The following is a 26,658-nucleotide window of genomic DNA, read 5'->3' on the forward strand; positions in this document are numbered from 1 at the left end:
CCGGGGACTGGCCGGGGATCGATTGCACACTGATTTGAGCACTATGGGCCGAAGGTACCGATATCAGCTCGTGGCGAGCGGCAAAGCGATGTGAAAGCTCGTCATCCCATCAGCGGAGGCACACCAAATTCGCCCGCCATGAGCGTTGATGATCGAACGCGTTATAGCCAGGCCAAGGCCGGCGTTGCTTGGGCTTCCCTCGCGTCTTGCGGGATCAGCTCGATAGAATCGGTCAAAGATCTTATTGATGTGTTGAGGATCAATCATGGCCCCGCTGTTTTGGATAGTCAGGATGACGTGATCCGCAGCTTCGGCGATACGGACAGCGATATCGTGACCCTCTGGTGTATAGCGCAGGGCGTTGGATAGGATGTTCGAAACTGCCCGGTCAATCATCAGCCGGTCACCACGAATCAACCCTTCGCCATCCAGCGTAAGTTTTATGCCCCGATCTTCGGCTGCGAGCTGGTAGTACTCAATCAGTCTGGACATTAGATCTGCCAGCTCAATATCCACTTGCTCTGGAATGATCAGGCCATTGTCGGCTTTGGCCAGGAACAACATGTCATCAATCATGCGTGACATGCGCTTCAGGTCTTCAAGGTTGGCGTAGAGGTTGTCTTCGTAGGCATCGAGGTCGCGTTTTTTGGTCAGGACCACTTCGGTATGCGTCAGGAGATTGCTCACCGGGGTCCGCAGCTCATGTGCTATATCTGCAGAGAAGTTTGATAGCCGGACGAACGCGTCCTCCAGGCGCGCAAGCATGCCGTTGAAAGACAGGATCAGCTCCTGCAGCTCAAGCGGCACGGGTTCTAATGGAATCCGCTCGCGAAGGGACCTGGCTGACATGGACGTAGCCACTCTAGTGATCTGCCCAACGGGCCGAAGTCCGCTCTTGGCCACGACCCATCCCAATCCTGCGCTGACCAAAGCACTGATTACCAAGCCAATGCTGAACCACCATTGCAGCGTCTTGAAGAAGTGAGCATGGCTGGTGACATCCAGCATCAACATGACTGTCACGGGAGCCGGCGACTGCGCTATCGCTAGTTGAGAGGTAATCCCACGGAAGTTCCCCGAGTCGGTCTGCCATTCCCAGATTTCACCTGAAGTGGCGTGCTTGAAGCGCTCTGGAATGCGGGATGCCTTGGAGTCCGAGAACAAGACGGTACCGTCAGCATCAAGGATCTCAGCGGAAAGGTCCTGATGAGCCCCCAACAACGCCCGCAACTGAGGCGCTTGATCCTCAAGTTCATGTGCTGCTGAGAGTGAAAGAATGTGCCGGGTGGATTCGAGTTTCTCGGCCAGGGCTTGCTCGTCCAGCATCTGGAAATGGTGCTGACTGAGCACGTAAAAGCTCATGCCGGCAACCATCAACACGGCGGTGACCGCTGACATGAACATCAAGGTGAGACGTTTGACGAGGGATGATTGGGCGCGCATCACTCGGGAACATCCATCAGGTAACCCATGCCACGAACTGTGTGGATCAGCTTGGTAGCGAAATCATCATCAATTTTGGCCCGCAATCTGCGAATAGCGACCTCAATCACGTTAGTGTCGCTGTCGAAGTTCATATCCCAAACCTGCGAGGCGATAAGGGACTTTGGTAGCACCTCGCCACGTCGACGCAGGAGCAATTCCAGCAGGGCGAATTCCTTGGCTGTTAGGTCGATCCGCTTGCCATTTCGGGTGGCTCGCCGCTTAAGCAGGTCGACCTCCAAGTCGGCCATTTGCATTGTCGTTTGCGCAGAGACACTGCTGCCTCTTCGCAGTAAAGTCCGCACCCGCGCAAGCAACTCCGAAAATGCAAAAGGTTTGACCAGGTAATCGTCAGCTCCAAGCTCTAGCCCTTTCACGCGGTCGTCCACGCCATCACGGGCCGTCAAGAATAAAACCGGTACCTCTTTTCCAGCTGCACGCACCATCCGCAGCACCTCCCAGCCATCCAGCCCCGGCATCATCACATCGAGAATCAGCAGGTCATAGGCCTCGCTCAACGCGGACTGCAAGGCATCAGTCCCTGTGACCACACGATCGACTGTAAAGCCAGCCTCTGTCAGCCCTTGCTGCAGGTAGGCCCCGGTTTTTGGCTCATCTTCGGCTACGAGTAATTTCATCTGCTGCGCCCCTTGGGTGACCTTCAGTTTGCAGCAAAAAAGACACCCAACCAGAAGCTGACGGAAAAGTAATGTCGGGCTCAGCTTGCTGACAGTGCCGGGTGGCTAGCTTGAGCACTGTGAACGACGCCAATCAGGCGAAGCTGACCCTTAGAGGAAACGCAAATGAACATGATCAAAGCGATTGTGATGTTAGTCACCTTCGGCATGGCGAGCCTCGCACTGGCTGAAGGCGGCGCAGATCGCACCTTCGCCAAAATGGAAGCTAAACGTGAATCTACTATGCAGGCTTATCAGCTTGCCCAAGAGAAAAAAACAGAGGCTCCTGTTACCGCCCAAGGCCAAAAGCACGCCGGCCACGAGAGCTGCTGAGCCGAGCTTACAGAAATGTAATCACCCCGGAATCTGAACTATGTCAGCTTTCGGGATATGGCCTCCTCCAAATCCTGTGCTTTAGCGAATGCCTACCGGGCTTGGGGGAGCTCAATTGAAACCAGATGGTTGCGGACTCCGCAGCCTGGATATCAGCGATCTACCTGACTGGACGCAACGGCATGCAAAGCAAAACCACGAGACGTTCATTCGTCAAAGGCCTGGCTGCTACCGGACTACTGGGTGGGCTGGGCATGTGGCGCGCGCCGGTCTGGGCTGTAACGAGCCCTGGCCAGCCCAACGTACTGACCGGCACCGATTTTGACCTGTACATCGGGGAGCTCCCGGTGAACGTTACCGGCGCAGCTCGAACGGCTATGGCCATCAACGGTTCGCTACCAGGGCCGATACTCCGTTGGCGAGAAGGCGACACAGTCACGCTGCGGGTACGAAATCGCTTGAAGCAGGATACGTCCATCCACTGGCACGGCATCATTCTGCCGGCAAACATGGACGGCGTGCCGGGCTTGAGCTTCCATGGCATCGCACCGGACGGCATGTACGAGTACAAGTTCAAGGTCGACCAGAACGGCACCTACTGGTACCACAGCCATTCGGGCTTCCAAGAGCAGGTCGGTGTGTACGGTGCGCTGGTGATCGATGCCAAGGATCCCGAGCCTTTCACTTACGACCGTGATTACGTCGTCATGCTGAGTGACTGGACTGACGAAGATCCGGCGCAGGTTATGTCCAAGCTCAAGAAGCAGTCGGATTACTACAACTTCCACAAGCGGACCGTTGGCGACTTTGTCGACGACGTAAGCGAGAAAGGCTGGGCTGCCGCTGTGGCCGATCGGAAGATGTGGGCTGAGATGAAGATGAGCCCAACCGATCTCGCCGACGTGAGCGGGTACACCTACACCTATCTCATGAATGGCCAGGCGCCGAACGGGAACTGGACGGGCATCTTCAAGCCAGGCGAGAAAATTCGGCTTCGCTTTATCAATGGCTCGGCCATGACGTATTTCGACGTGCGGATACCCGGCTTGAAAATGACGGTTGTTGCGGCCGATGGTCAGTACGTCAAGCCTGTGTCGATCGATGAATTCCGGATCGCCGTTGCCGAAACCTACGATGTAATTGTCGAGCCTGAGAACGAGCAGGCTTACACCATCTTTGCTCAGACCATGGATCGCACCGGTTATTCAAGGGGTACTTTGGCTGTCCGTGAGGGCCTGCAGGCCCCGGTACCGACGGTAGACCCACGTCCCCTGATCTCCATGGGCGACATGGGGATGGATCATGGCAGCATGGGTGGCATGGACCACAGCAAGATGGCTGGCATGGACCACGGCAGCATGGCCGGAATGGACCACAGCAAGATGGCTGGCATGGACAACGGCAGCATGGCCGGAATGGACCACAGCAAGATGGCTGGCATGGACCACGGCAGTATGGCCGGTATGGATCACAGCAAAATGGCTGGCATGGACCGCGCCAATATGGCCGCTAGCGGTGCCATGCAAAGCCATCCCGCCTCCGAAACAAACAACCCCCTGGTCGATATGCAGACCATGACCCCGACGCCGAAGCTGAACGATCCGGGAATCGGGCTTCGCGATAACGGGCGTCGGGTTCTCACGTATTCGGATTTGCGTAGCACCTTCATCGACCCTGACGGCCGTGAACCGGGCCGGACCATCGAACTGCATCTTACCGGCCACATGGAGAAGTTCGCTTGGTCCTTCGATGGCATCAAGTTCTCTGACGCAGAACCCCTACGGCTCAAGTACGGCGAGCGTCTGCGCATTACCTTGGTCAACGACACCATGATGACTCACCCCATCCACCTACACGGCATGTGGAGTGACCTGGAAGATGAGAATGGCAACTTCATGGTCCGAAAGCACACGATCGATATGCCGCCAGGCTCGAAACGAAGCTATCGCGTTACCGCAGATGCGCTCGGGCGCTGGGCCTATCACTGTCACCTCATGTACCACATGGAGATGGGCATGTTCCGAGAAGTCCGCGTGGACGAATGAACTGGAGATACGAGATGAGCAAAACAATGAAACGAAGCGCCTTTTTCCTCTCTGCCGCGATGGTTGGCCTGCTGGCAGTGTACGCCCCGTCTTCCTGGTCCAGTGACAACCACGATCAGCACCCTCAAAAATCGTCCGACGCAACACAATCGAACGGCTCGAAGAGCAAGCAAGCCCAGGGCATGAACCATGAGGGCATGGATCACGGCTCCATGAAAGGCATGGATCACGGCTCAATGAAGGGCATGGACCATGGCTCTATGGAAGGCATGGATCACAGCAAAATGATGGAATCGCATGGCAGCGACAAAGCTAAGGCAGGGAAAAATGGCCAATAGCGTTGCACGACCATCGCTGCTGGCACTGGCTGTTTCGCTAGGAGTGCTGGGCGTTTCACCCAGCTTCGCCGCTGAAATGGACCATTCCGGGATGGATCATTCGGCAATGGACCATGGTGCAATGCAGATGGACGACGCTTCATCACAGGATGCGATGCCGGGCATGGACCATAGCCAGATGGGGGGCGGGAGTAAGCAACCCACGCCCGATCACAGCAAAATGGGCCACGGCCAGCCCAAAGCCAAATCCACCTCCATGGACCACAGCAAGATGGACCATGGAAGTATGAAAGGCATGGATCATGGTGCGATGGATCATTCCACGATGGGACATGGCAAAGCTGAATCGCCGACTGCTACCAGGCGCACGCCAATCCCAGTGCTTACTGACGCCGACCGCCAGGCTGCCTTCCCCCCGCTTGACGGGCACAAAATGGATGATAGCGGTCTCAACAGCTTTTTCTTGCTGGACCAGCTGGAATACCAGGATGCCGACGAAGGCAGCACGCTTGCCTGGGACGCATCCGGTTGGGTGGGCGGTGACATCAATAGGCTCTGGATTCGCTCGGAGGGTGAGCGTACCAATGGGGTTACTGAAGATGCTGAGCTACAGCTCCTCTATGGCCGCTCCGTAAGCCCTTGGTGGGATGTAGTCGCTGGCGTCCGGCAGGACTTCAAACCGGAAGATCCCCAGACCTGGGCCGCGTTCGGTATTCAGGGCATGGCTCTGTATGACTTCGAAGCGGAAGCCACGGCGTTTATCGGTGAGAACGGTCAGACCGCTGCCCGCCTGGAGGGTGAGTACGACATCCTGCTGACTAATCGTTTGATCCTTCAGCCAACCGCTGAGGCCAATTTTTATGGCAAGAACGACCCGGAACGCGGAGTGGGCTCCGGCCTAGCAAACACCGAAGTCGGGCTGCGGTTACGGTACGAGATTGTTCGCCAGTTCGCACCCTATATAGGTGTTACTTGGAGCCGTTCCTACGGCAAAACCGCCGATTTCATTCGGGATGAAGGCGGGGATGTGGACGAAGCTCGCTTTGTCGCCGGTATTCGTATGTGGTTTTGAGAACTCAATATGAAAAGAACAATTACAACTCTGGTGACGGCGGGTGCTGTTGGCGGCGCGGCAGTGCTTGGCGCCGCTTACTTCGGTCTCGTGAACGTTGGTGCGGATGACCCGCACTTCCCCGCTGTGCATGCGTTTTTGGCTATGGCGCGTGATCGCTCAATTGAAGTCCGTGCCCGCGACATTGAGGTCCCAGACCTTAAAGATCCTGCTCTTATCCAAGCAGGGGCAGGCAATTACAACGCCATGTGTATCGGATGCCACCTCGCTCCTGGGGTGCAGAAAACAGAACTCAGCCAAGCCCTCTACCCATCTCCACCAAACCTCACCGAGATCGGCGTAAGTGGCGATCCTGCAGCTGCATTCTGGACCATCAAGCACGGCATCAAAGCCACAGGCATGCCTGCTTGGGGCAAGAGCATGGACGACCAGTACATCTGGGGCATCGTCGGGTTCCTGGAGCAGCTGCCGCAGCTCAATGCTGAGCAGTACCAGATGATGGTCGCCTCCAGTGGTGGCCACCAACATGGCGGTGGCGAAAGCGATATGCATAACCATGAAGGCCAACACGGTGGCGCGAAATCAGGTCATGGTAATCATGATGATTCCGCAGGGCATGGCGCGGTTGAGGAAAGGTATGAGCATGGAAGCTCGCAATCGGAGCCTGCATCTGTAGCGGAGCATCACGGTGATCATAAATCCGCTGAGGCGCACTCGGACCACCACACAGGCTCTGCTCCCAATACTCATGTGCACAAAGACGGAAAGGAGCACACACATGACAATTAAACGCCGCTTCCGTGGTTTAACTGCCATTGCGTCGCTGCTAATCGTCTCCGCCGGCTATGCAGCGGAGCCCCTGACTATCGATGTGCACCGGGACGCTAATTGCGGTTGCTGCAAGAAATGGATAGCGCACCTGGAGGCAAACGGATTCAAGGTCGTCGACCACGTTGAAGCGGACATGAGCTCGGTGAAGCAGGGGTTAGGAGTGGCTCCGAGGCTTGCGTCGTGTCACACCGCCGTCATCGACGGGAAGTTTGTGGAAGGCCACGTTCCAGCAGACCAGGTGCGAGAGCTCATAAAGCGAAACGACCTGGCAGGCGTCGCGGTACCCGGCATGCCCGCTGGCTCACCAGGTATGGAGGTTGATGGTGTGAAACACGCCTATCAAGTCATCGGCCTCACCAAGAGCGGGGACGATCAAGTGGTTGCCAGTTATCCTGGCATGTAATGTAAGGGGCCCCAAAGCAAAGGCCTCTGCCGGCCGACCAGCTGTAGTGCTGGCGGCCAGCGTCAACCTGTTCTTTCGGTTAGTTTTGACCCCTGCAGTTAATTCCGGCAGTGCGATATTCGAGGATTTTCAGCTCTCCTGTTGAGTCCTCGTAATTCATCTGTGCCGGCATCACGTCGCAGGTACCAGTAGTCGAAGTCCTGCTGATCACTCTCGCCACGTCCAGCTTCATTCCATAGCGATAATGAATCACTTCAGGTGGGGTTTTTCCATTGGCAGCTGCGTATGCACGCATTGCCTTCTCATTCGCCTGAATCATTTTTCCGTGCAAGCGATCGGATCCCCCTTCGGCGAAAGCGGATGAGGATGCGATTACGAGCAATAGGGCGGCGATGCTTTTGGCATTGATCATTTCAGTCACTCCATGAAGACATGTCTGAAGCCTAAGGCTTGGTAGCTGTCATCCATGTGATCTAGGCATTACATCTTTGTAAGGCTGTGCTGGGGTGACAGCGCTTTACTGCCCCCAAGGAGACGATTTGCGGTAGGCGTCAGGACGCTGTCACCTTCGACCCTGCCAATTAGGGTGCCTCCAGCAAACAGATCAATTGTTCATCAGGATCCCATCTCTGGCCTGATGCAAGCAGTGCGGTACAACGCCGATCGGGTAACGCTTCTCTGCTCATCCAACAGCTTCGCTTCGGCCCATAACAGGCGCCGAGCGCGAAATTGCTCGGCGGACTCACAAACTTGGTCCAACGCTTTCCGGCAAAGGGGCAGCTTTGAGAGCTGTTTCTCGAAGCGAGCCAGGACATGCAGCTCTCGCCCAATTTTCGCACGCGAGATCCAAACAGGCCTTCCGGGTAAGGCCAGAAGCCGCTGTGCACAGCAGCCGACCTGTATAGCAAGCTCCGCGTCAATTGCGGTGAGTCTGCCGGTGCTGTCCGATCGTGCTGCATGGAGACTTCCGTTTTTCTCTATGCAGCCCACAAGCCAGGCCCGGTCACATCGATACAGCCACGCATAGTCCCGGCATTGGTGAGCAGGCAGACGCCGATACTCCCCCTCGAAGGATGCTCGATGCTGCCGGCTCTGCCTCAGCAACCTCGCTTCTCTCCAAGCGGATGGGCCACTGTCTACGGCGCGGATGGTCCGGTACACATAAACCAGAGATACGCCCACTGCATCGGCGATCTGCCGTGCTTCGCTCCCCGCAAGAGCAAGCTTCCAGATAGCAGCCGGTAAGCCCTCCAATCCCTCGACTACGGGCGGAGTTCGCATCGTTTGTGAAGAACAGGCCACAAACGGCGATGGTCGCTCATGAGTATGGACTGATGGCCTGTCGATGCTGGAAATGCGAGCCAGCTCTATCCTCAAAGCGTTGGCCAACACGATGTACTTGAGTGGATGGTGGGTGCCTCTTGGTCGACGAAGCAGTTTGGTGACCCAGGTCGCAGGGGATGCTGCTGGGCACTCGCTAAGAATCGAGTACTCCCAGGCGTCCGGAAGCGCTTTGAAAAAGCTGACCATATACGCGCCCAAACGACGCAAGTCCAACCGATGTGCTGCACCAGAGGTGAGATCCAAGTCTGCAGCGCTCTGCAGAAAGCAAGCGCGCAGTACATCGGCTTGAAGAGAACAAGGCTGCAGGTCCAGCAGCCGCAGTGAACTCAATGCTATCTGTCGTAGCCCTGGGAGCGTCTCATCGGGAGCATCGAGCTGAATTGAGTGGGCTTGCACGCAATCATCGTCAGGGAGATTGAGCTGTCGAGAATTGCGGCTGCTCCAACCAGGTTCCACCACGTTGAGTAGGGTGCCATGATCTGGACATACCAACACACCAGGAAGCTGGTGAGCTCGGTGCCAGTAGGCGGCACCAACTCGACGGATATTTTCTTCAAGGCACTCAGGACAGAACCGGGTTCTCGAAGCCCACTCGATCCGACTGGCATTGATGCCCAACTTCAACATCAGCCCTCTGCTCTCCCCAGCCATTGAGACCTGGGCATTCTGCAGCTGATAGCGGGTGAGAAAGGGCGCGTAATAAGGCAGCAGAGTATGACGTGCGATGATTTGAGACAACGAACAGCAAGCGCCGCGAGGAAGAGCATCGACTAAATCACCCAGGCGGCTTGGAAACGCTACGTTCTGAGTGAACGAGGCTGCAGCTCTCTCGCCAGCGAACGCTGCTTTTCGGCTGCTACCGCCGCATAGCCGGGCATAGCGTGAGAGGACACTGTGAAGTGTCTCGTCGGGAAAAGCCGCTGGGAAGAAATGGAATTTCAGATCCATTTCGCCACCTTCGAATCATGATTTGAGGTAAGCCGGCGAAAACTCAAAGAGATCAGTGGTTATCCAACCCTCTGACTTTAGCGCTGCTATGGTGTCAGGCTGCTCACTCAGTGCCTTTGCTTGCGATGCCTCTACTCCGACAGCTGCAGGTGCAGCGGGAGATGCAGGTTTACTTGGAACTGATGAAGGTGAGTCCACTGGCTTCGTATGCGTCCTCACACCACGGAGCAATGCAAGCCGGTCTGCTCGTGGAAGCCCATCAAACGACATCATGTCGATCAACTGCTCCTCGATGGGAAGAAGGTCATCGAACTGTCGCATACGAGCAGGGTCTCGACTGCGCAGAGCTGAAAGAGCTGGTTTGAGGATTTGCATCTTGGCATTGCTCACCTTGGCGATCGCCTCGGCAGTCAGGCATTCGGAGCCGCTTTGAATGGCATAGCGCTGGCACAGAACGAGTAGCTTCACCAGGAAGTCTGTTACGCCTTGGGTGTACTCGTACAACGCATCGAAGATCTCGGGGGTCAGTTCAGCAGTCTGCTTGCACCACTGATAACTCCAGAGGTTCTCAACCAGGAACTGCCACTCCTCATCATCCTTCTCGAACCGCTTGAACTCGATAGTACTGCCGCTGCGACGGGCAACACGCATGACATCCGAGAACAAGCTGATCATTGAATTCGTGCCTATGAACACGACAGGGATGCCAATGTTGTTCACCAAGTGTAAGAAGAAGTTCAGCATGCTTTCCTTGCCACCCGTTTTCGCCAAGTGGAGGTTTTGCAGCTCATCAATCAGCAAGGCGCCAATGAAGAACGTACTGGCTACCTGGTACATCTGCTGCAGCGCATCGTTGATGTTCCGGTGCCGATGACGCTTGTGATAATCCTGGTCGCCGAGTGCTTGACCGACGGCGTGGAAAAACTGCTGGCAGAATCCAGCCAGCGACCCATCGCGCGGGCAGTCTAATTTGAGCCAGGTGATCTGGGTGTGGACAAATTGGTTCCCATCATAGCGCTCATGCCGAATCGTTTGGGGGTAGAGGCTCAGAATGGCGTGGAGCGCAGTCGACTTCCCAATACCACTCAGGCCTACAACGGTGAAGGAGTCAGCCGTCGATTTGAAAGACTCATGATAGCGCTGGGCCCCCGATAAGGAATGCAGGTGCCTGACCGTGTCAGGTGAGGTTGGATTGCGTCCAACGTAACCGCGGCGGACCAACAGGGAAAACATAGACTCCAGTTCCAAATGCAGCAGGAACGGCTGCACGACTGTCTTCAGTCGCTCAATACAGTGAATCCGTGTCGCTCCGTCGAGTTCAAGCTCTTCAGGTGTTACTGGCTGGGGGAAGTTCGATATCAACTCGATGGCCGCTGCTTCCGGAAGGATCGGCGGCAAAGCCTCAATCAACGGGTTTCCTGCATATTCAGAGATGGCCTGCTTGGTGTAACTCGCGAAAATTCGTGCGCCTTTCATTTACTCTGTCCTGGACGAAGTCTTCTGAGCAGATCGATGACCTGCGCGCTGCGAGGGCCCGCATACGAGTCACGTGCAATGGAGGTCGCTTCCGCTACGGGTTGTTCGGGCTCTGCTCGCACACCCTCTGGGACTGTGGCGTTTTCACGCTCCCGCTTGCGCTCTTCAGAACGATTTGCGCGGATGTTGGCCACCGCTTCAGATTTAGTACTCGCAGGAGGCTCAAGCTTCTGCTCGGCCGTAGCGACGCTGATGATTTGCTCCACGGTGTCGACCAAGCTCACGCGGCTCTCCAACTCTGCCCGTTTGTGAGCGGGTGGTGTTTGCCGATACGCTGCCAGCAGATCGTAGATCTCGTCCGAGCGATAACCGGCGTACTTTGCATCCGAGCGTCGAAGGTCGCAGCGCAGAAACTGCTTGTTCTCACCCTGGATCCAGATATGAGCGGCAGAGTTCGGATCGAACCGGCAATCGATCGACCACACTCCATTGCGGCGAGCTTTGGCAAACCAGTTTTCTTGGATCGCAAACTCACACACATAGTGCATGCCGCGGAAAATCACGCCGCCCTTCTGCACCGTGGCTCGCTCACGAGGCAACAGGTGGAGATAGATTAAATCGTCAGGCCGGTTGTTGGCCTGGATCAGATCATTCTCCGAAGCCCAGGACCATATGCCCATGGGAGTAGGCTCAACGCCATCGAGCATCATCGATTGAGTGAGGCGTTCTGGCTGTCGATGATAACGGTTGTAGTGCAAGACGCACTCAATGACGATCTGCGTGAACTCCTTCAGGTTGAGAGTGGCGTCGAGCCGATAATCGCGCTCGCCTCGCTCTTTCTCCCGCGCGGCCACACCGCCCGGAAGCCACCTGATACCGGTTAAATCATTGAGGATCCCGAACCTGCTTTCGACCATGGGCTTCCAATCTGGACGGTACGGAGGTGCCGTGCCCATCTCGATGCCCAAGCCAGTTGCCAATCCTTCCGCAGCCAAAGACAACATCTCGCCTCGGTCGGCGTAGATTTGCTGAGGTAGGTGGTGGCAGTCCCAGTCCTCGGAATTGATAACGACGCCGTTCTGCGCGCAGAAATCCACCTTGGAGGTGAATGCATTGAACAATGCCTGCCGCGCACCATTCCAGCTGGGCCCCTCCAGACCAACATACAGGCCAACAATCATCCCCGAGAAGCTGTCCACCACGATGTAGACCACAGGCCTTCCAATCACCATCCGCCGGGAATAACTGTTGACCAAATAGATATCTGCAATCGTCGCGTCAATCTCGAATTGGTGACAAGGCCCCCGAAGCCAATCGCGGACGGTACCGGACAGCGGACGGCAGTCTTTGAGCCACTTCGTCAATCCCTTACGCCCACGATCAGTTGCTATCTCGTCAAAAAATATTTTGCCCCAATAATCGAACTGATTGTAATTAGGTATGTCGGCATCTGGAAGTAAGCGAATTCGATTTTCTGCGTTCTTCGAATAATCTTTTACAGAATAGAATTTCTTAAGCATCTTGTCATAAGCAATGCGGATTGAGGGCGCTTTATCGTTGACATAAAGTGAGTAACCTACCCGAATACACCGCTTATCAACAACACTGAGCAGCTTGGAAGGCGTAGTCAGAACTCCCTGAAACTTAGGCTTAGGACCGGGCCGTTTATCTTGGGTGTAGTTCCTGCTGGCAACACCCACCGCTGAATAATCTTTGAGAAGCGCATTTCTTACCTGACCATAGAACCAATATCTATACAAAAGACGATAAATAGTCTTTCGATGCATACCCAGTTCAGCGGCGCGGTTTCCCACAAGGCGCCCCATCTCGCCACCAACGAAGATCTGTCCGGGGTAGGCCGGATCCAGAAGCGGCGCAATCACCGCCCATTTTTCATCCCTATCGCGCTTAGTGCTTTCATCGAGATCACCTTCCAAGACCAGCAGGAACTCGGGTACTCCCGTGACGACGGATTTGGTGTCGCCAGCCTCCAGCGAAAGCCTGAGTTCTTCAAGCCCCAAAGGGTAGGGCTTTCTCGGCGGCTCGACGAGGTCTATCACGATCACTGCATCGTTCTTCTCATCCAAATGAAGGACTCTGGCTAAGGTAGTGAGAGTCGAGAGTTCTGTGACGGGTTCGAATATGCCATTGATTGAAATAGTCATAACGATCTCTCACTCAATGCGTTTAGGTCAGAAGAGTAAATAACCTTGAGATCAGGCAGCGGCGACTTGAGGTGCAACGGAGCGTTACTCAAATCAGTGAGAATAACTTTTCGCCAGATTAGATTGAAGAAAATATCCCTAGCATCGCTGTACGCTATTCCTAAACGTGTAGCAATTCTTCTTAGACATTCAGACGTGGCCCAAGGGTAAGCTTTGCTAGACTCTAGGAGCTCAAGGAATTCAGAGTGAAGTGACGAACTCATCAGCGCACGGGGCAGTTGCGCGTATCGTCTAAGGAGTCCGAGGTTTTTAATCAGGTCGGGCGTAAACATTTCCTCAGTAACAATGGCCCAATCTACTCCCTGGCTCATCCAGAACCGTCTCTCGACTTCTAACTTTTCCAGAGTCCGAAGAGAATCCTCTCTGAGGTCTTGCTGATACTTAATTGTCCTAGCTACGGACTTGAAGTCTCCGTTTGGCTGCCTAACGGTCAGGAGGAAGTCTGTCGTCATTACGAGCGGCAGGGCAGTAGATTTGTATCTGGGGTAACGGACGCCAATCGCCTTTGCGATGGCTTGAGTGCTTTCCACAGGTAGCAACGGGTATTGCTCGCGGATGTCCACTACCTCTTCAGAGAACTCGCAGACCAGGAGGTAGGCACGTTCGAGATCGGACAAGAGATGATGTATGCGCTCGACTTTAACGCCTGGAATTTTGTGGGAGCGCCCCATCGAAGGGACATCCTGCACACGCAACCAAGGCACGTAACCGACTCCGGCGCCGGATCCAAATCCGTTGGCGATGTGCCGTTCAATATCCTGCTTTGAAGTAAACCTACGACCGCGCAACCCCTACCTCCTCAGTCCAGCCGGAGTGCTTCACCTGCTCCTCAAAAAATAGTCATAGGAAAATATGGACCTTTCGGCGGCATCGTCGAAGGGAATTCCAGACTACTCTCGCTGCCAAGCGAAGCGGTTAATCCGGACCAACGGCTTGGCCCAGAAACGGAAAACCCCCGTAAATACGGGGGTTTTCGCGTTGTGTCAAACTTTAATAGCGTGTGTCAAACTTTAACCTTTTGTGTCAATCTTTAATCCGCGCAGCCACCAACCGCCCTCCCAGCTTCACATCACTCCACCGTAACCGACTTAGCCAGGTTCCGCGGCTGGTCGACATCAGTCCCCTTCAACACCGCCACGTAGTACGACAGTAACTGCAGTGGGATGGTGTAGAGGATCGGCGCCAGTGCGTCGGCGATGTGCGGCACGTTGATCACGTGGATGCCTTCGGCGTTGCTCATGCCGGCGTGCTCATCGGCAAACACCACCAGCTCACCGCCGCGGGCGCGGACTTCCTGCAGGTTGGACTTGAGCTTCTCCAGCAGTTCGTTGTTCGGCGCGACGGTGACTACCGGCATGTCGGCGTCTACCAGCGCCAGCGGGCCGTGCTTGAGCTCGCCAGCTGGGTAGGCTTCAGCGTGGATGTAGGAGATTTCCTTGAGCTTGAGCGCACCTTCCATGGCTACCGGGTACTGCGCGCCGCGGCCGAGGAACAGGGTGTGGTGCTTGTCGGCGAACAGCTCGGCGATCTTCTCGACCACACCGTCCATCGCCAGCGCTTCGCCCAGGCGAGTCGGCAGGCGGCGCAGCTCTTCGACCAGCTCTGCTTCTACACCGGCTTCGAGGGTGCCACGTACGCGGCCGAGGGCCAGGGTGAGCAGCATCAGCGAGACCAGCTGGGTGGTGAAGGCCTTGGTCGAGGCAACCCCGATTTCCGGGCCAGCCAGGGTCAGCAAGGTCAGGTCGGACTCGCGCACCAGCGAGCTGATGCCGACGTTGCAGATGGCCAGGCTGCCAAGGAAGCCGAGCTCCTTGGCGTTGCGCAGGGCGGCCAAGGTGTCGGCAGTTTCGCCCGACTGGGAAATCGACACGAACAGGGTGTCTGGCTGCACCACGACCTTGCGGTAGCGGAACTCGCTGGCGACTTCGACCTGGCAAGGGATGCCGGCCAGGCTTTCCAGCCAGTAACGGGCGACCATACCGGCGTGGTAGCTGGTGCCGCAGGCAACGATCTGCACATTGCGTACTTTGGCGAACAGCTCGGCGGCTTGTGGGCCGAAGGCTTGCACCAGCACATGGTCACCGCCCAGGCGGCCTTCGAGAGTGCGCTGCACCACCGCTGGCTGCTCGTGGATTTCCTTGAGCATGAAGTGGCGATAAGTGCCTTTGTCGGCTGCTTCAGCGCCTTCGTGGTACTGCACGGTTTCGCGTTGCACCTGTGCGCCGGCCTGATCCCAGATGGTGATCTGGTCGCGGCGGATTTCGGCGATGTCGCCCTCCTCCAGGTACATGAAGCGGTCAGTGACCTGGCGCAGGGCCAACTGGTCGGAGGCGAGGAAGTTTTCGCCGTGGCCGAGGCCGATCACCAGCGGGCTGCCGCTGCGTGCGGCGACCAGGCGGTCCGGCTGCTTGATGCTGATCAGCGCCAAGCCGTAGGCACCATGCAGGCGCTTGACCGCAGCCTTGAGGGCATCGGCCAGGTCTGGTGTGCTTTTCAGGTTGTGATGAATCAGGTGGACGATGACTTCGGTGTCGGTCTGCGAGGCAAACACGTAACCCAGGCCTTTGAGCTCTTCGCGCAGCTCTTCGTGGTTTTCGATGATGCCGTTGTGCACCACCGCCAGTTCATCGCTGGAGAAATGCGGGTGGGCATTCTGCTCGGTCGGCGCGCCGTGGGTGGCCCAGCGGGTGTGGGCAATGCCCAGCTTGCCGGCAAGGGGCTCGGCGGCGACGGCGGCATCCAGCTCGCTGACCTTGCCGATGCGGCGGCGGCGTTGCAGCGCGCCGTTCTCGGTCAGCACAGCCAGGCCAGCGCTGTCGTAGCCACGGTACTCGAGGCGCTTGAGGCCTTCGATCAGGATGGTCGTGATATTACGTTCAGCAACGGCACCAACGATTCCACACATATTATTGCTCCTGGCTGATCGCGGCGCAGATCAGGTTAATGCCGCGGGCTTTGAATGCTTCGCGCGCCGCCATGGGCAGGCGCTCGTCTGTAATAAGGGTACTGATGCTGCTCCACGGCAGCTCCAGGTTAGGGATCTTGCGTCCGACCTTGTCCGACTCGACCATCACGATCACTTCGCGGGCAACTTCGGCCATCACGCGGCTCAAACCGAGCAGCTCGTTGAAGGTGGTGGTGCCACGCTGCAGGTCGATGCCATCGGCGCCGATGAACAACTGGTCGAAATCGTACGAGCGCAGTACCTGCTCGGCGACCTGGCCCTGGAACGACTCCGAATGCGGGTCCCAGGTGCCTCCGGTCATCAACAGCACCGGCTCGTGTTCAAGGTCACTGATGGCGCGGGCTACGTTGAGCGAGTTGGTCATCACCACCAGGCCGGGCTGGCGGCCCAGCTCGGGGATCATGGCGGCGGTGGTACTGCCGCTGTCGATGATGATCCGGGCGTGCTCGCGGATCCGCTCCACGGCGGCGCGAGCGATGGCCTGCTTGTACAGGGATACGGGTTGCACAGTTTCGGCCAGCAGCTCCTGCGGTACCGGTACCGCGCCGCCGTAGCGACGCAGCAGCAGGCCATTGCTCTCGAGCGCAGCCAGATCCTTGCGAATGGTCACCTCGGAGGTTTCGAAACGCTTGGCCAGGTTATCCACACTCACCTCGCCTTGCTCGTTGAGCAGGGCAAGGATGTTATGACGGCGCTGGGGGGTGTTTCGTTTCGACATGACAGATTAAGTTTCGATCCGAAAGATAAGTAGCCCAATCAAAACCTAACTCGGCGTCTTCGTCAAGCGCTCATGCGCCTGTGGGTAACTTTTGAAACGGATGTCACCTGCTGAAATAAGAAAGCCGACTTACTCACATAAGTCGGCTTTCTGATTAACGGCTGTGGATAAATCAGTTCTTGGTGATTTTCACAGGGCGCTTCCAGCCGTCGATATTGCGCTGACGGCTACGCGCGACTGCCAGCTGACCGGCCTCGACGTTTTGATTGATGGTCGAACCGGCCGCGGTAGTGGCGCCGTCCAGGATATCCACAGGCGCGACCAGCGAGTTGTTCGAACCGATAAAGACGTCCGCGCCCAGCACTGTCTTGAATTTGTTGGCGCCATCGTAGTTGCAGGTGATGGTGCCGGCGCCAATATTGGTGCGTGCACCGACCTCAGCATCGCCCAGGTAGGTCAGGTGACCGACTTTGGCACCCTCGCCCAGATGAGCGTTCTTCAGCTCAACAAAGTTACCCACATGCGCTTTGGCATCCAGCACGCTGCCCGGGCGCAGGCGCGCAAACGGGCCAGCATCGCTGCCCTCGCCCAGCACCGCACCTTCGATATGGCTGTTGGCCTTGACCACAGCACCCTTGCGCAAGGTGCTGTTCTTGATCACACAGTTGGGGCCGATCTGCACGTCATCCTCGATCACCACCTTGCCTTCGAGAATCACGTTGACGTCGATCAGTACATCACGGCCGACCGTCACCTCGCCGCGCACATCGAAACGGGCCGGATCACGCAGGGTCACGCCCAGCGCCATCAGGCGGCGACCTTCGCGCAGTTGGTAATGACGCTCGAGCTCGGACAGCTGGCGGCGGTCGTTGGCGCCCTGCACTTCCATGGCATCGTGCGGCTGCTCGGTAGCGACCACCAGGCCGTCTGCCACAGCCATGGCAATGACGTCGGTGAGGTAGTACTCGCCCTGGGCATTGTTGTTGGACAAACGACTCATCCAGTCGCTCAGGCGCGCAGCCGGCATCGCCAGGATTCCGGTGTTGCCCTCGGTGATCGCCTTCTGTGCCTCGCTGGCATCCTTGTGTTCGACGATCGCGGCAACCTGGCCCTGAGCATCGCGGACGATGCGGCCATAGCCGGTCGGGTCTTCCAGGTTGACGGTGAGCAGGCCCAATTGCTGTGGGCTGACCTGGGCCAGCAGGCGCTGCAGGGTTTCCACTTCAATCAGCGGCACATCGCCGTACAGCACCAGCACGGTGTCAGCGGTCAGCGCCGGGATGGCTTGAGCGACGGCATGGCCGGTGCCCAGTTGCTTGTCCTGCAGGACGAAGTTGAGGTCGTCTGCTGCCAGGCGTTCACGGACCAGCTCGGCACCGTGGCCGATCACCACATGAATGCCTTGCGGCTTGAGCTGGCGCGCGCTGTGGATAACATGGCCGAGCATGGAATTGCCAGCAACCGGGTGCAGCACTTTAGGCAGTGCCGAACGCATGCGGGTGCCTTGGCCTGCGGCGAGAATAACGATATCGAGTGACATTGACTGGCTACCAATCCGGGGCGGTCAGCGCTGTGACCGAAGAGAAATTTCGGAAAAAGAAAAAGGGTAGCCGAGGCTACCCTTTTACTCAATCGCAACGGAAGCGTCGGCCAGGGCCGATTACTTCCCTTTGCGCATCTGCTGGACGGTACGCAGCTGAGCTGCGGCCTCGGCCAGACGCGCGGCAGCAGCGCCGTAGTCGAAATCAGCGCTTTTGCTGTTCAGGGCGTTCTCGGCAGCCTTGAGGGCTGCTTGGGCCTGAGCTTCGTCCAGGTCGCCAGCACGTTGCACGGTATCGGCAAGCACCTTGACCATGTTCGGCTGGACCTCGAGGAAACCACCAGAGATGTAGAACACCTCTTGGGTGCCACCCTGCTTGGTCAGCGTGATCGGGCCTGGCTTGAGATTGGTGATCAGCGGCGCGTGGCCCGGAGCGATACCAAGATCACCCAGGTTACCGTGCGCAACTACCATCTCGACCAGACCGGAGAAAATCTCTCCTTCTGCGCTGACGATATCGCAATGGACTGTCATAGCCATCTGCTTGCCTCAACCTGATTGGCGCCCCTTGCGGGGCACCGGGATTACAGTTTCTTGGCTTTCTCAACAGCTTCTTCGATGCTGCCGACCATGTAGAACGCTTGTTCTGGCAGGTGGTCGTAGTCACCTTTGAGGATGCCGCTGAAGCCTGCGATGGTGTCTTTCAGGGAAACGTATTTGCCTGGAGAACCGGTGAAGACTTCGGCCACGAAGAACGGCTGGGACAAGAAGCGCTGAATCTTACGAGCGCGGGATACCAGCTGCTTGTCTGTTTCGGACAGTTCGTCCATACCCAGAATCGCAATGATGTCCTTCAGCTCTTTGTAGCGCTGCAGCACGTACTGAACGCCGCGAGCGGTATCGTAGTGCTCGTTGCCGATCACGTTCGGGTCCAGCTGGCGCGAAGTCGAGTCGAGTGGATCGACCGCTGGGTAGATACCCAGGGAGGCGATGTCACGGGACAGAACGACGGTGGCGTCCAAGTGGGCGAAGGTGGTCGCTGGCGACGGGTCGGTCAAGTCGTCCGCAGGCACGTATACGGCCTGGATCGAGGTGATCGAACCTTCCTTGGTCGAAGTGATGCGCTCTTGCAGTACGCCCATCTCTTCAGCCAGGGTCGGCTGGTAACCTACTGCCGAAGGCATACGGCCCAGCAGTGCGGATACTTCAGTACCGGCCAAGGTGTAACGATAGATGTTGTCGACGAACAGCAGAACGTCGTTACCTTCGTCACGGAACTTCTCGGCCATGGTCAGGCCGGTCAGCGCTACGCGCAGACGGTTGCCTGGTGGCTCGTTCATCTGACCGTAGACCAAGGCTACTTTGTCGAGAACGTTGGAGTCCTTCATCTCGTGGTAGAAGTCGTTACCCTCACGAGTACGCTCACCCACACCGGCGAACACGGAATAACCGCTGTGCTCGATGGCGATGTTACGGATCAGTTCCATCATGTTTACGGTCTTGCCGACACCGGCACCACCGAACAGACCAACCTTACCACCCTTGGCGAACGGGCAAACCAGGTCGATAACCTTGATGCCGGTTTCGAGCAGGTCGTTGCCGCCTGCCTGGTCAGCGAAGGAAGGTGCGTCGCGGTGAATACCCCAACGCTCTTCTTCGCCGATCGGGCCAGCTTCGTCGATCGGGTTGCCGAGCACGTCCATGATCCGGCCCAGGGTCGCTTTACCGACCGGGACAGAGATGGCAGCGCCGCTGTCGACTACAGCCAGACCGCGCTTCAAGCCTTCGGTCGAGCCCATCGCAATAGTACGAACCACGCCGTCGCCCAGCTGCTGCTGAACTTCCAGGGTGGTTTCCGCGCCTTGAACTTTCAGCGCGTTGTAAACACTCGGTACGCCGTCACGTGGGAATTCCACGTCGATGACGGCGCCGATGATCTGAACGATACGTCCGCTACTCATAGCTGGATCCTCTGAATTTTTGAACCGTTAAACCGCGGCAGCGCCGCCGACGATTTCCGAGATCTCCTGGGTGATCGCAGCCTGACGCGCCTTGTTGTAGATCAGCTGGAGGTCGCTGATCAGGTCACCGGCGTTGTCTGTGGCGTTTTTCATGGCGATCATCCGGGCAGCCTGTTCGGCCGCGTTGTTCTCGACCACCGCCTGGTAGACCTGCGACTCCACGTAACGCACCATCAAGCCGTCCAGCAGCTCTTTGGCATCGGGTTCGTAGAGGTAGTCCCAGTGGTGCTTGAGTTCTTGATCCGGGGTTGCCACCAACGGTACCAACTGCTCGACCGTCGGACTTTGCGTCATGGTATTGATGAACTTGTTCGATACCACCGAAAGGCGGTCGATACGGCCATCCAGGTAGGCGTCCAGCATGACCTTGACGGAACCGATCAGATCATTGATCGACGGTTCTTCGCCCAGATGGCTGATTGCAGCTACCACGTTGCCGCCAAAGATGCGGAAGAAAGTCGCACCCTTGCTACCGATCACGCACAGGTCGATTTCAACACCCTGCTCGCGATTGGCGTTCATGTCCTTGACCAGGGCCTTGAACAGGTTGGTATTCAAGCCACCGCACAGACCACGGTCACTGCTCACCACGATATAACCGACGCGCTTTACGGCACGTTCGATCATGAACGGGTGGCGGTATTCCGGGTTGGCGTTGGCCAGATGACCGATCACCTGGCGGATACGCTCCGCATAGGGACGGCTAGCAGCCATGCGCATTTGAGCCCTGCGCATTTTGCTGACCGCCACTTTTTCCATGGCGCTGGTAATCTTTTGCGTGCTTTTGATGCTCGCAATCTTACTGCGAATCTCTTTTGCGCCTGCCATGTATCACCTATCAGGTTAGCAAGCGGGGGCCGAAGCCCCCGCCGCGGCTTACCAGGTTTGGGTGGCCTTGAACTTCTCGATACCGGCTTTGATGCCCGAATCGATTTCGTCGTTGAAGTCACCCTTCACGTTGATCTTGGCCATCAAATCGGCGTGATCACGGTTGAAGTAGGCGATCAGCGCTTGTTCGAAGCTGCCAACCTTGGCGATTTCAACGTCGGTCAGGAACCCACGCTCAGCGGCATACAGCGACAGCGCCATGTCCGCGATGGACATTGGAGCGTATTGCTTCTGCTTCATCAGCTCGGTTACACGTTGACCGTGCTCGAGCTGCTTGCGGGTGGCTTCGTCCAGGTCAGATGCGAACTGGGCGAATGCAGCCAGTTCACGGTACTGAGCCAGGGCGGTACGGATGCCACCGGAGAGCTTCTTGATGATCTTGGTCTGAGCGGCACCACCTACGCGGGATACCGAAACACCGGCGTTCACTGCAGGGCGGATGCCCGAGTTGAACATGGCCGATTCCAGGAAGATCTGACCGTCGGTGATCGAGATCACGTTGGTCGGAACGAACGCGGAAACGTCGCCAGCCTGGGTTTCGATGATCGGCAGCGCGGTCAGGGAGCCGGTTTTGCCGGTCACTGCGCCGTTGGTGAACTTCTCTACGTACTCTTCGGAAACGCGCGATGCACGCTCCAGCAGACGGGAGTGGAGATAGAACACGTCGCCTGGGTATGCTTCGCGACCTGGTGGACGGCGCAGCAACAGGGAGATCTGGCGGTAGGCAACAGCCTGCTTGGACAGGTCATCGTAGACGATCAGTGCGTCTTCGCCGCGGTCACGGAAGAACTCGCCCATGGTGCAGCCGGCATAAGGTGCCAGGAACTGCAGTGCGGCGGATTCCGAAGCACTGGCAACCACCACGATGGTGTTGGCCAGGGCGCCGTTTTCTTCCAGCTTGCGAACGATGTTGGCAACGGTCGAACGCTTCTGGCCGACAGCAACATAAACACAGAAAATACCGGAGTCTTTCTGGTTGATGATGGCGTCGATGGCCATTGCAGTTTTACCGATCTGACGGTCACCGATGATCAGCTCACGCTGGCCACGGCCGACAGGGATCATGGCGTCGACGGATTTGTAGCCAGTCTGTACAGGCTGGTCTACCGACTTACGCCAGATTACGCCTGGAGCAACTTTCTCGACCGCATCGGTCTCGGTGTTGCCCAGCGGGCCCTTGCCATCAATTGGGTTGCCCAGTGCGTCGACAACGCGACCCAGCAGTTCCTTACCAACCGGAACTTCGAGGATGCGGCCGGTGCACTTGGCGCTCATGCCTTCGGCGAGGGTGTCATAGGCACCCAGGACCACTGCACCTACGGAGTCTTGCTCCAGGTTCAGGGCCATGCCGTACACGCCACCCGGAAACTCGATCATTTCGCCGTACATAACGTCGGCCAGACCGTGAATCCGCACGATACCGTCAGAAACGCTGACGACGGTACCTTCGTTGCGGGCTTGAGAGGCTACATCGAGGTTATCGATGCGGCCCTTGATGATTTCACTTATTTCGGAAGGATTGAGTTGCTGCATTGCTCTGCTGCCCCTTCAAACTCAAGATTTCAATGCTTCGGCCAGTTTCGCGATTTTGCCGCGAACAGAGCCATCGATTACCAGGTCGCCGGCGCGGATGAGGACGCCGCCGATCAGGCTGGCATCCTCTGACGCGTGCAGGCGAACTTCCTGGCCGAGCCGTGCACTGAGAACCTTGGCGAGTTTGTCTTGCTGTTCTTGGTTCAACGCAAAAGCACTGGTGACTTCCACGTCCACGGATTTTTCCAGTTCGGCCTTGTACAGCTCGAACAGGTCGGCAATTTCCGGCAGGAGCAGGAGACGGCCATTTTCCGCGGCAACATGAATGAAATTCTGTGCCTGTGCATCAAACTTGTCACCGCACACGTCAATGAACGTGGCGGCCTTTTGTGCGCTCGTCAGTCGCGGGGCCTTGAGCAGGCGCTGCATGGTGTCGTCTTGCGACACAGCAGCAGCCAGGCCGAGCATGGCTGACCAATTGGCCAGTTGCTGATGGGCCTGGGCATGCTCAAAGGCAGCCTTAGCGTAAGGTCGGGCCAACGTGGTCAGTTCTGCCATGATCGCCCTCGCTTAAATTTCAGCGGCCAGTTTGTTAACCAGCTCCGCATGCGCGTTTTGATCGATTGTGGCCCCAAGGATCTTCTCAGCACCGCCAACAGCCAGGGCACCCACTTGGGCACGCAGGGCGTCTTTGACGCTGTTCAGTTCCTGTTCGATCTCGGCCTGAGCCTGAGCCTTCACACGGTCAGCTTCGACGCGGGCCTGGTCACGGGCTTCCTCGACAAGCTGAGCAGCGCGTTTCTTGGCCTGCTCAATGATTTCAGCTGCCTGTGCTTTAGCTTCACGCAGTTGCTGACCCGCTTTCTCTTGGGCCAGCTCCAGGTCGCGAGCTGCGCGGTTGGCAGCGTCCAAACCATCGGCAATCTTCTTTTGACGTTCTTGCAGAGCAGCGATGACCGGAGGCCAAACGTACTTCATGCAGAAAACAACAAAAATCAAGAAGGCAACGGATTGGCCAATCAGGGTTGCATTAATGTTCACGCCAACACCTCGCTCGGTCTTTGTTCATCACCAGCCATCAACTCGTAGGACGAGATGATTAGCCAGCGAGTTGACCAACGAACGGGTTTGCGAAGGTGAAGAACAGAGCAATACCAACACCGATCATGGTTACGGCGTCGAGCAGACCGGCAACGATGAACATTTTGACCTGCAGCATTGGAACCATCTCAGGCTGACGAGCAGCACCTTCGAGGAACTTGCCGCCCAGCAGGCCGAAACCAATGGCGGTGCCCAGTGCGCCCAGACCGATCAGCAGAGCAACAGCAATAGCGGTAAGACCAACTACAGTTTCCATCTTTCCTCCCGACTTTTACGTCGTATTGGTTAGGTTTTTTAGTTTGAAGCGGTAAAACGAATCGTTTGGTACAGCTGCCCTTGCGGACTTTTTCAGCCCTCCCCCCAGCCAGGCGGGGAAGGCTATCAGACACGCCAGGCGGTCTTAATGGTTATCTTCGTGCGCCATCGACAGGTAGACGATGGTCAGCATCATGAAGATGAATGCTTGCAGTGTGATGATCAGGATGTGGAACACAGCCCACGCCCATTGCAGCACCACGCCCAGGCCGCTGAGCCAGAGCAGGCCGCTGCCGAACATCACCGCGATCAGGATGAACACCAGCTCGCCAGCATACATGTTGCCGAACAGTCGCAGGGCCAGCGAGATCGGCTTGGCGATCAGGGTAACGAATTCCAGCAGGAAGTTGACCGGGATCAGCAGCGCCTGAACGAAGACGTTCTTGCTGCCGAACGGATGCAGGGTCAGTTCGCCGATGAAGCCGCCGATGCCCTTGACCTTGATGCTGTAGAAGATGATCAGCGCGAACACGCTCAGGGCCATGCCCAGAGTAGCGTTAGGGTCGGTAGTCGACACAGCGCGGAACGGGATGTGCGGGTCGCCCGAGATCAGGATCGCCAGTTGCGGGATCCAGTCAACCGGTACCAGGTCGATGGCGTTCATCAGGAACACCCAGACGAAGATAGTCAGCGCCAGCGGTGCAATCACCGGGCTACGACCGTGGAACGAGTCCTTCACGCTGCCGTGAACGAAATCGACCATCACTTCGACGAAGTTCTGCAGACCGCCAGGCTGGCCGGAAGTGGCCTTCTTGGCTGCCATGCGGAAGATGAACAGGAAGATCAGACCCAGTGCAACCGACCAGCCCAAGGTGTCCAGGTGGAATGCCCAGAAACCCATAGCCTTGGCTTCAGCAGCCGAATGGGCCAAGCCCCAGCTGCCGTCTGGTAGTTGACCGTAGGTCAGGTTCTGCAAGTGGTGCTGGATATAGCCCGAAGCGGTTTCTGCTGCCATGGTTGCCTCAAACGCCCTTAGGTCTCGAAAGTCTTTTATTCATTAGCAGGGGCGCGAACCAGCTGACCAGTTGGGTCAGCATGAAGACGCCGAAGACTGCTAACGGCGCCAATGGCTTCACTCCTGCGAAGGTCAGTGCAAACAGCACTGCCGTCAAAATCAATTTGCCTGCCTCGCCTGCGTAGAACGACTTGACGATGGCCTGCGCTGCCCGGGCTCCGCTAAAGCAAAAAGCCTTCCAGGCAAAATACACATTGGGCAACCAGGCAATCAGTCCTCCACAGAGGCCTGAATATCCACTGACTGCACCCTTCCACTGCCACAACACCAAAGTTGCCAGCAGGACAACGACACATTGCGTCAGCAGCACCGGAAAAACCGCCCAGCGATGGAAAGGCAAGCGGTTTGGCGTGCGGGTTTCCATCACCACTACTCCTCGAATGTCGACCCTCAAGTCAGCATCGACTTGGCATAATTTGTGCCGACAAAATGCGCGCAGAGTATAGGGGTGGTTTAACCCCTATTCAACTCTTGGGTAGTGATTTCCGACTACGCGCTACAACAGGAATTGTTTCAGCGGATGTGAGCAAGCACACCCTGCAACTCATCTAGCGAGTTATAACGGATTACCAGCTGGCCTTTGCCCTTGTTGCCATGGCGAATCTGCACTGCGGAGCCCAGCCGCTCTGCCAGACGCTGTTCAAGGCGAGCGATGTCCGGATCAGGTTTGTTCGGTTCTACCGGATCAGGTTTACCGCTCAACCACTGGCGTACCAGTGCCTCGGTTTGGCGCACGGTCAGGCCACGTGCGACAACATGACGCGCCCCCTCTTCCTGCCGATTCTCTTCAAGACCGAGCAAAGCACGCGCATGGCCCATCTCCAGATCACCATGAGCGAGCATGGTCTTGATCGCCTCCGGCAACGAGATCAGGCGCAGCAGGTTGGCCACGGTCACCCGCGACTTGCCGACCGCATCGGCAACCTGCTGCTGAGTCAGTTCAAACTCCTGCTGCAGCCGTTGCAGGGCGATCGCCTCTTCCAGCGGGTTGAGGTCTTCACGCTGGATGTTCTCGATCAGTGCCATGGCAATGGCGGTTTCATCGGGCACATCGCGGACCATCGCCGGGATGGTGTCGAGGCCAGCCAGCTGAGTCGCCCGCCAGCGGCGTTCACCGGCGATGATCTCGAAGCGGTCATCAGCGATCGGACGGACCACGATCGGCTGCATCACGCCCTGGATACGGATCGAGGCGGCCAGCTCTTCCAGCGCCTCCGGGTCCATGTCACGGCGTGGCTGGTACTTGCCACGCTGGATCAGCTCGACCGGCAGGTGTTGCAGTTCTTTCTGGTCGATCTTGACAGCCTGCTCCTCGAGCGAGCTGACGGAAGGACCACTGAGCAGTGCATCCAACCCACGTCCGAGACCTCGTTTCTTAACGGCCATGC

The 26,658-nt window shown here is 57.2% G+C and carries 26 protein-coding genes; 6 read left to right on the plus strand and 20 right to left on the minus strand.

Annotation, left to right across the window (positions count from 1 at the left end; all coding sequences use genetic code 11):
• Window positions 1-63 precede the first annotated feature (63 nt).
• A complete protein-coding gene (locus AC58X1_RS12980) occupies window positions 64-1,443 on the minus strand; it encodes a heavy metal sensor histidine kinase (protein ID WP_150570301.1) in 1,380 nt (459 codons plus the stop codon).
• Window positions 1,443-2,120 (minus strand): heavy metal response regulator transcription factor, encoded by a 678-nt coding sequence (locus tag AC58X1_RS12985; RefSeq protein WP_150570300.1) that lies wholly within the window; start codon window positions 2,118-2,120, stop codon window positions 1,443-1,445. The genes AC58X1_RS12980 and AC58X1_RS12985 overlap by 1 nt, the downstream gene beginning before the upstream one ends.
• 165 nt (window positions 2,121-2,285) lie before the next feature.
• Between AC58X1_RS12985 and AC58X1_RS12990 the strand changes: the two genes are divergently transcribed.
• From AC58X1_RS12990 to AC58X1_RS13015, 6 genes are all read left to right on the plus strand, one after another.
• The gene (locus AC58X1_RS12990; RefSeq protein ID WP_150570299.1) at window positions 2,286-2,492 is read left to right on the plus strand and encodes a co-regulatory protein PtrA N-terminal domain-containing protein; all 207 of its coding nucleotides are present in this window, start codon (window positions 2,286-2,288) and stop codon (window positions 2,490-2,492) included.
• 182 nt (window positions 2,493-2,674) lie between these two features.
• A complete protein-coding gene (locus tag AC58X1_RS12995; RefSeq protein WP_497428947.1) occupies window positions 2,675-4,537 on the plus strand; it encodes a copper resistance system multicopper oxidase in 1,863 nt (620 codons plus the stop codon).
• A 14-nt stretch (window positions 4,538-4,551) separates the two neighbouring features.
• A complete protein-coding gene (locus AC58X1_RS13000) occupies window positions 4,552-4,875 on the plus strand; it encodes a hypothetical protein (RefSeq protein ID WP_191622760.1) in 324 nt (107 codons plus the stop codon).
• Window positions 4,865-5,947 carry a copper resistance protein B gene (locus tag AC58X1_RS13005; protein ID WP_150570296.1) on the plus strand — a complete coding sequence of 361 codons (1,083 nt, stop codon included), beginning with the start codon at window positions 4,865-4,867 and terminating at the stop codon, window positions 5,945-5,947. The genes AC58X1_RS13000 and AC58X1_RS13005 overlap by 11 nt, the downstream gene beginning before the upstream one ends.
• A 9-nt stretch (window positions 5,948-5,956) precedes the next feature.
• Window positions 5,957-6,736, plus strand: a complete 780-nt coding sequence (locus AC58X1_RS13010; protein ID WP_497428948.1) for a c-type cytochrome — start codon at window positions 5,957-5,959, stop codon at window positions 6,734-6,736.
• The gene (locus tag AC58X1_RS13015; protein ID WP_150570294.1) at window positions 6,726-7,181 is read left to right on the plus strand and encodes a DUF411 domain-containing protein; all 456 of its coding nucleotides are present in this window, start codon (window positions 6,726-6,728) and stop codon (window positions 7,179-7,181) included. Before AC58X1_RS13010 ends, AC58X1_RS13015 begins: the two co-directional genes overlap by 11 nt.
• Before the next feature lie 79 nt (window positions 7,182-7,260).
• Here AC58X1_RS13015 and AC58X1_RS13020 read toward each other — a convergent pair whose 3' ends face one another.
• The 18 genes from AC58X1_RS13020 to AC58X1_RS13105 all read right to left on the minus strand — a co-directional run bounded on the left by AC58X1_RS13020 (window position 7,261) and on the right by AC58X1_RS13105 (window position 26,656).
• Complete coding sequence (locus AC58X1_RS13020; RefSeq protein ID WP_150570293.1) at window positions 7,261-7,593, minus strand: DUF2790 domain-containing protein; 333 nt, start codon at window positions 7,591-7,593, stop codon at window positions 7,261-7,263.
• A 203-nt stretch (window positions 7,594-7,796) separates the two neighbouring features.
• The gene (locus AC58X1_RS13025) at window positions 7,797-9,473 is read right to left on the minus strand and encodes a TnsD family Tn7-like transposition protein (RefSeq protein ID WP_150570292.1); all 1,677 of its coding nucleotides are present in this window, start codon (window positions 9,471-9,473) and stop codon (window positions 7,797-7,799) included.
• Between the two features lie 15 nt (window positions 9,474-9,488).
• Window positions 9,489-10,949, minus strand: coding sequence for an ATP-binding protein (locus tag AC58X1_RS13030; RefSeq protein WP_150570291.1), 1,461 nt, complete (start codon window positions 10,947-10,949; stop codon window positions 9,489-9,491).
• Window positions 10,946-13,114, minus strand: a complete 2,169-nt coding sequence (locus AC58X1_RS13035; RefSeq protein ID WP_150570290.1) for a TnsB C-terminal domain-containing protein — start codon at window positions 13,112-13,114, stop codon at window positions 10,946-10,948. The genes AC58X1_RS13030 and AC58X1_RS13035 overlap by 4 nt, the downstream gene beginning before the upstream one ends.
• A complete protein-coding gene (locus tag AC58X1_RS13040) occupies window positions 13,111-13,962 on the minus strand; it encodes a TnsA endonuclease N-terminal domain-containing protein (RefSeq protein ID WP_150570289.1) in 852 nt (283 codons plus the stop codon). The genes AC58X1_RS13035 and AC58X1_RS13040 overlap by 4 nt, the downstream gene beginning before the upstream one ends.
• Window positions 13,963-14,243: 281 nt before the next feature.
• The gene (glmS, locus tag AC58X1_RS13045) at window positions 14,244-16,079 is read right to left on the minus strand and encodes a glutamine--fructose-6-phosphate transaminase (isomerizing) (protein WP_150570288.1); all 1,836 of its coding nucleotides are present in this window, start codon (window positions 16,077-16,079) and stop codon (window positions 14,244-14,246) included.
• A gap of 1 nt (window position 16,080) precedes the next feature.
• Entirely contained in the window at window positions 16,081-16,857 is a 777-nt protein-coding gene (locus AC58X1_RS13050; protein ID WP_497428949.1) for a DeoR/GlpR family DNA-binding transcription regulator, read from the minus strand.
• Window positions 16,858-17,029: 172 nt separating this feature from the next.
• A complete protein-coding gene (gene glmU, locus AC58X1_RS13055; protein ID WP_150572357.1) occupies window positions 17,030-18,397 on the minus strand; it encodes a bifunctional UDP-N-acetylglucosamine diphosphorylase/glucosamine-1-phosphate N-acetyltransferase GlmU in 1,368 nt (455 codons plus the stop codon).
• A 120-nt stretch (window positions 18,398-18,517) separates the two neighbouring features.
• Complete coding sequence (locus tag AC58X1_RS13060; protein WP_101322799.1) at window positions 18,518-18,937, minus strand: F0F1 ATP synthase subunit epsilon; 420 nt, start codon at window positions 18,935-18,937, stop codon at window positions 18,518-18,520.
• A 44-nt stretch (window positions 18,938-18,981) separates the two neighbouring features.
• Complete coding sequence (gene atpD / locus AC58X1_RS13065; protein WP_101322798.1) at window positions 18,982-20,358, minus strand: F0F1 ATP synthase subunit beta; 1,377 nt, start codon at window positions 20,356-20,358, stop codon at window positions 18,982-18,984.
• 27 nt (window positions 20,359-20,385) lie between these two features.
• On the minus strand, window positions 20,386-21,246 hold the full coding sequence (atpG, locus tag AC58X1_RS13070) for a F0F1 ATP synthase subunit gamma (RefSeq protein ID WP_101322797.1): 861 nt from the start codon (window positions 21,244-21,246) through the stop codon (window positions 20,386-20,388).
• A gap of 48 nt (window positions 21,247-21,294) precedes the next feature.
• On the minus strand, window positions 21,295-22,839 hold the full coding sequence (gene atpA / locus AC58X1_RS13075; RefSeq protein WP_101322796.1) for a F0F1 ATP synthase subunit alpha: 1,545 nt from the start codon (window positions 22,837-22,839) through the stop codon (window positions 21,295-21,297).
• A 21-nt stretch (window positions 22,840-22,860) separates the two neighbouring features.
• The gene (locus AC58X1_RS13080; protein WP_101322795.1) at window positions 22,861-23,397 is read right to left on the minus strand and encodes a F0F1 ATP synthase subunit delta; all 537 of its coding nucleotides are present in this window, start codon (window positions 23,395-23,397) and stop codon (window positions 22,861-22,863) included.
• Window positions 23,398-23,409: 12 nt separating this feature from the next.
• Window positions 23,410-23,880: a F0F1 ATP synthase subunit B gene (locus AC58X1_RS13085; protein ID WP_101322794.1), complete on the minus strand. Its 471-nt coding sequence runs from the start codon at window positions 23,878-23,880 to the stop codon at window positions 23,410-23,412.
• Window positions 23,881-23,938: 58 nt separating this feature from the next.
• A complete protein-coding gene (gene atpE, locus AC58X1_RS13090) occupies window positions 23,939-24,196 on the minus strand; it encodes a F0F1 ATP synthase subunit C (RefSeq protein ID WP_002555987.1) in 258 nt (85 codons plus the stop codon).
• Window positions 24,197-24,340: 144 nt separating this feature from the next.
• A complete protein-coding gene (gene atpB, locus AC58X1_RS13095) occupies window positions 24,341-25,210 on the minus strand; it encodes a F0F1 ATP synthase subunit A (RefSeq protein WP_101322793.1) in 870 nt (289 codons plus the stop codon).
• 7 nt (window positions 25,211-25,217) lie between these two features.
• Window positions 25,218-25,634, minus strand: a complete 417-nt coding sequence (locus AC58X1_RS13100) for a F0F1 ATP synthase subunit I (protein WP_497428950.1) — start codon at window positions 25,632-25,634, stop codon at window positions 25,218-25,220.
• 149 nt (window positions 25,635-25,783) lie between these two features.
• Entirely contained in the window at window positions 25,784-26,656 is an 873-nt protein-coding gene (locus AC58X1_RS13105) for a ParB/RepB/Spo0J family partition protein (protein WP_101322791.1), read from the minus strand.
• Between the last annotated feature and the right edge of the window lie 2 nt (window positions 26,657-26,658).

The organism is Pseudomonas sp. PGPR N4, from assembly GCF_059693665.1.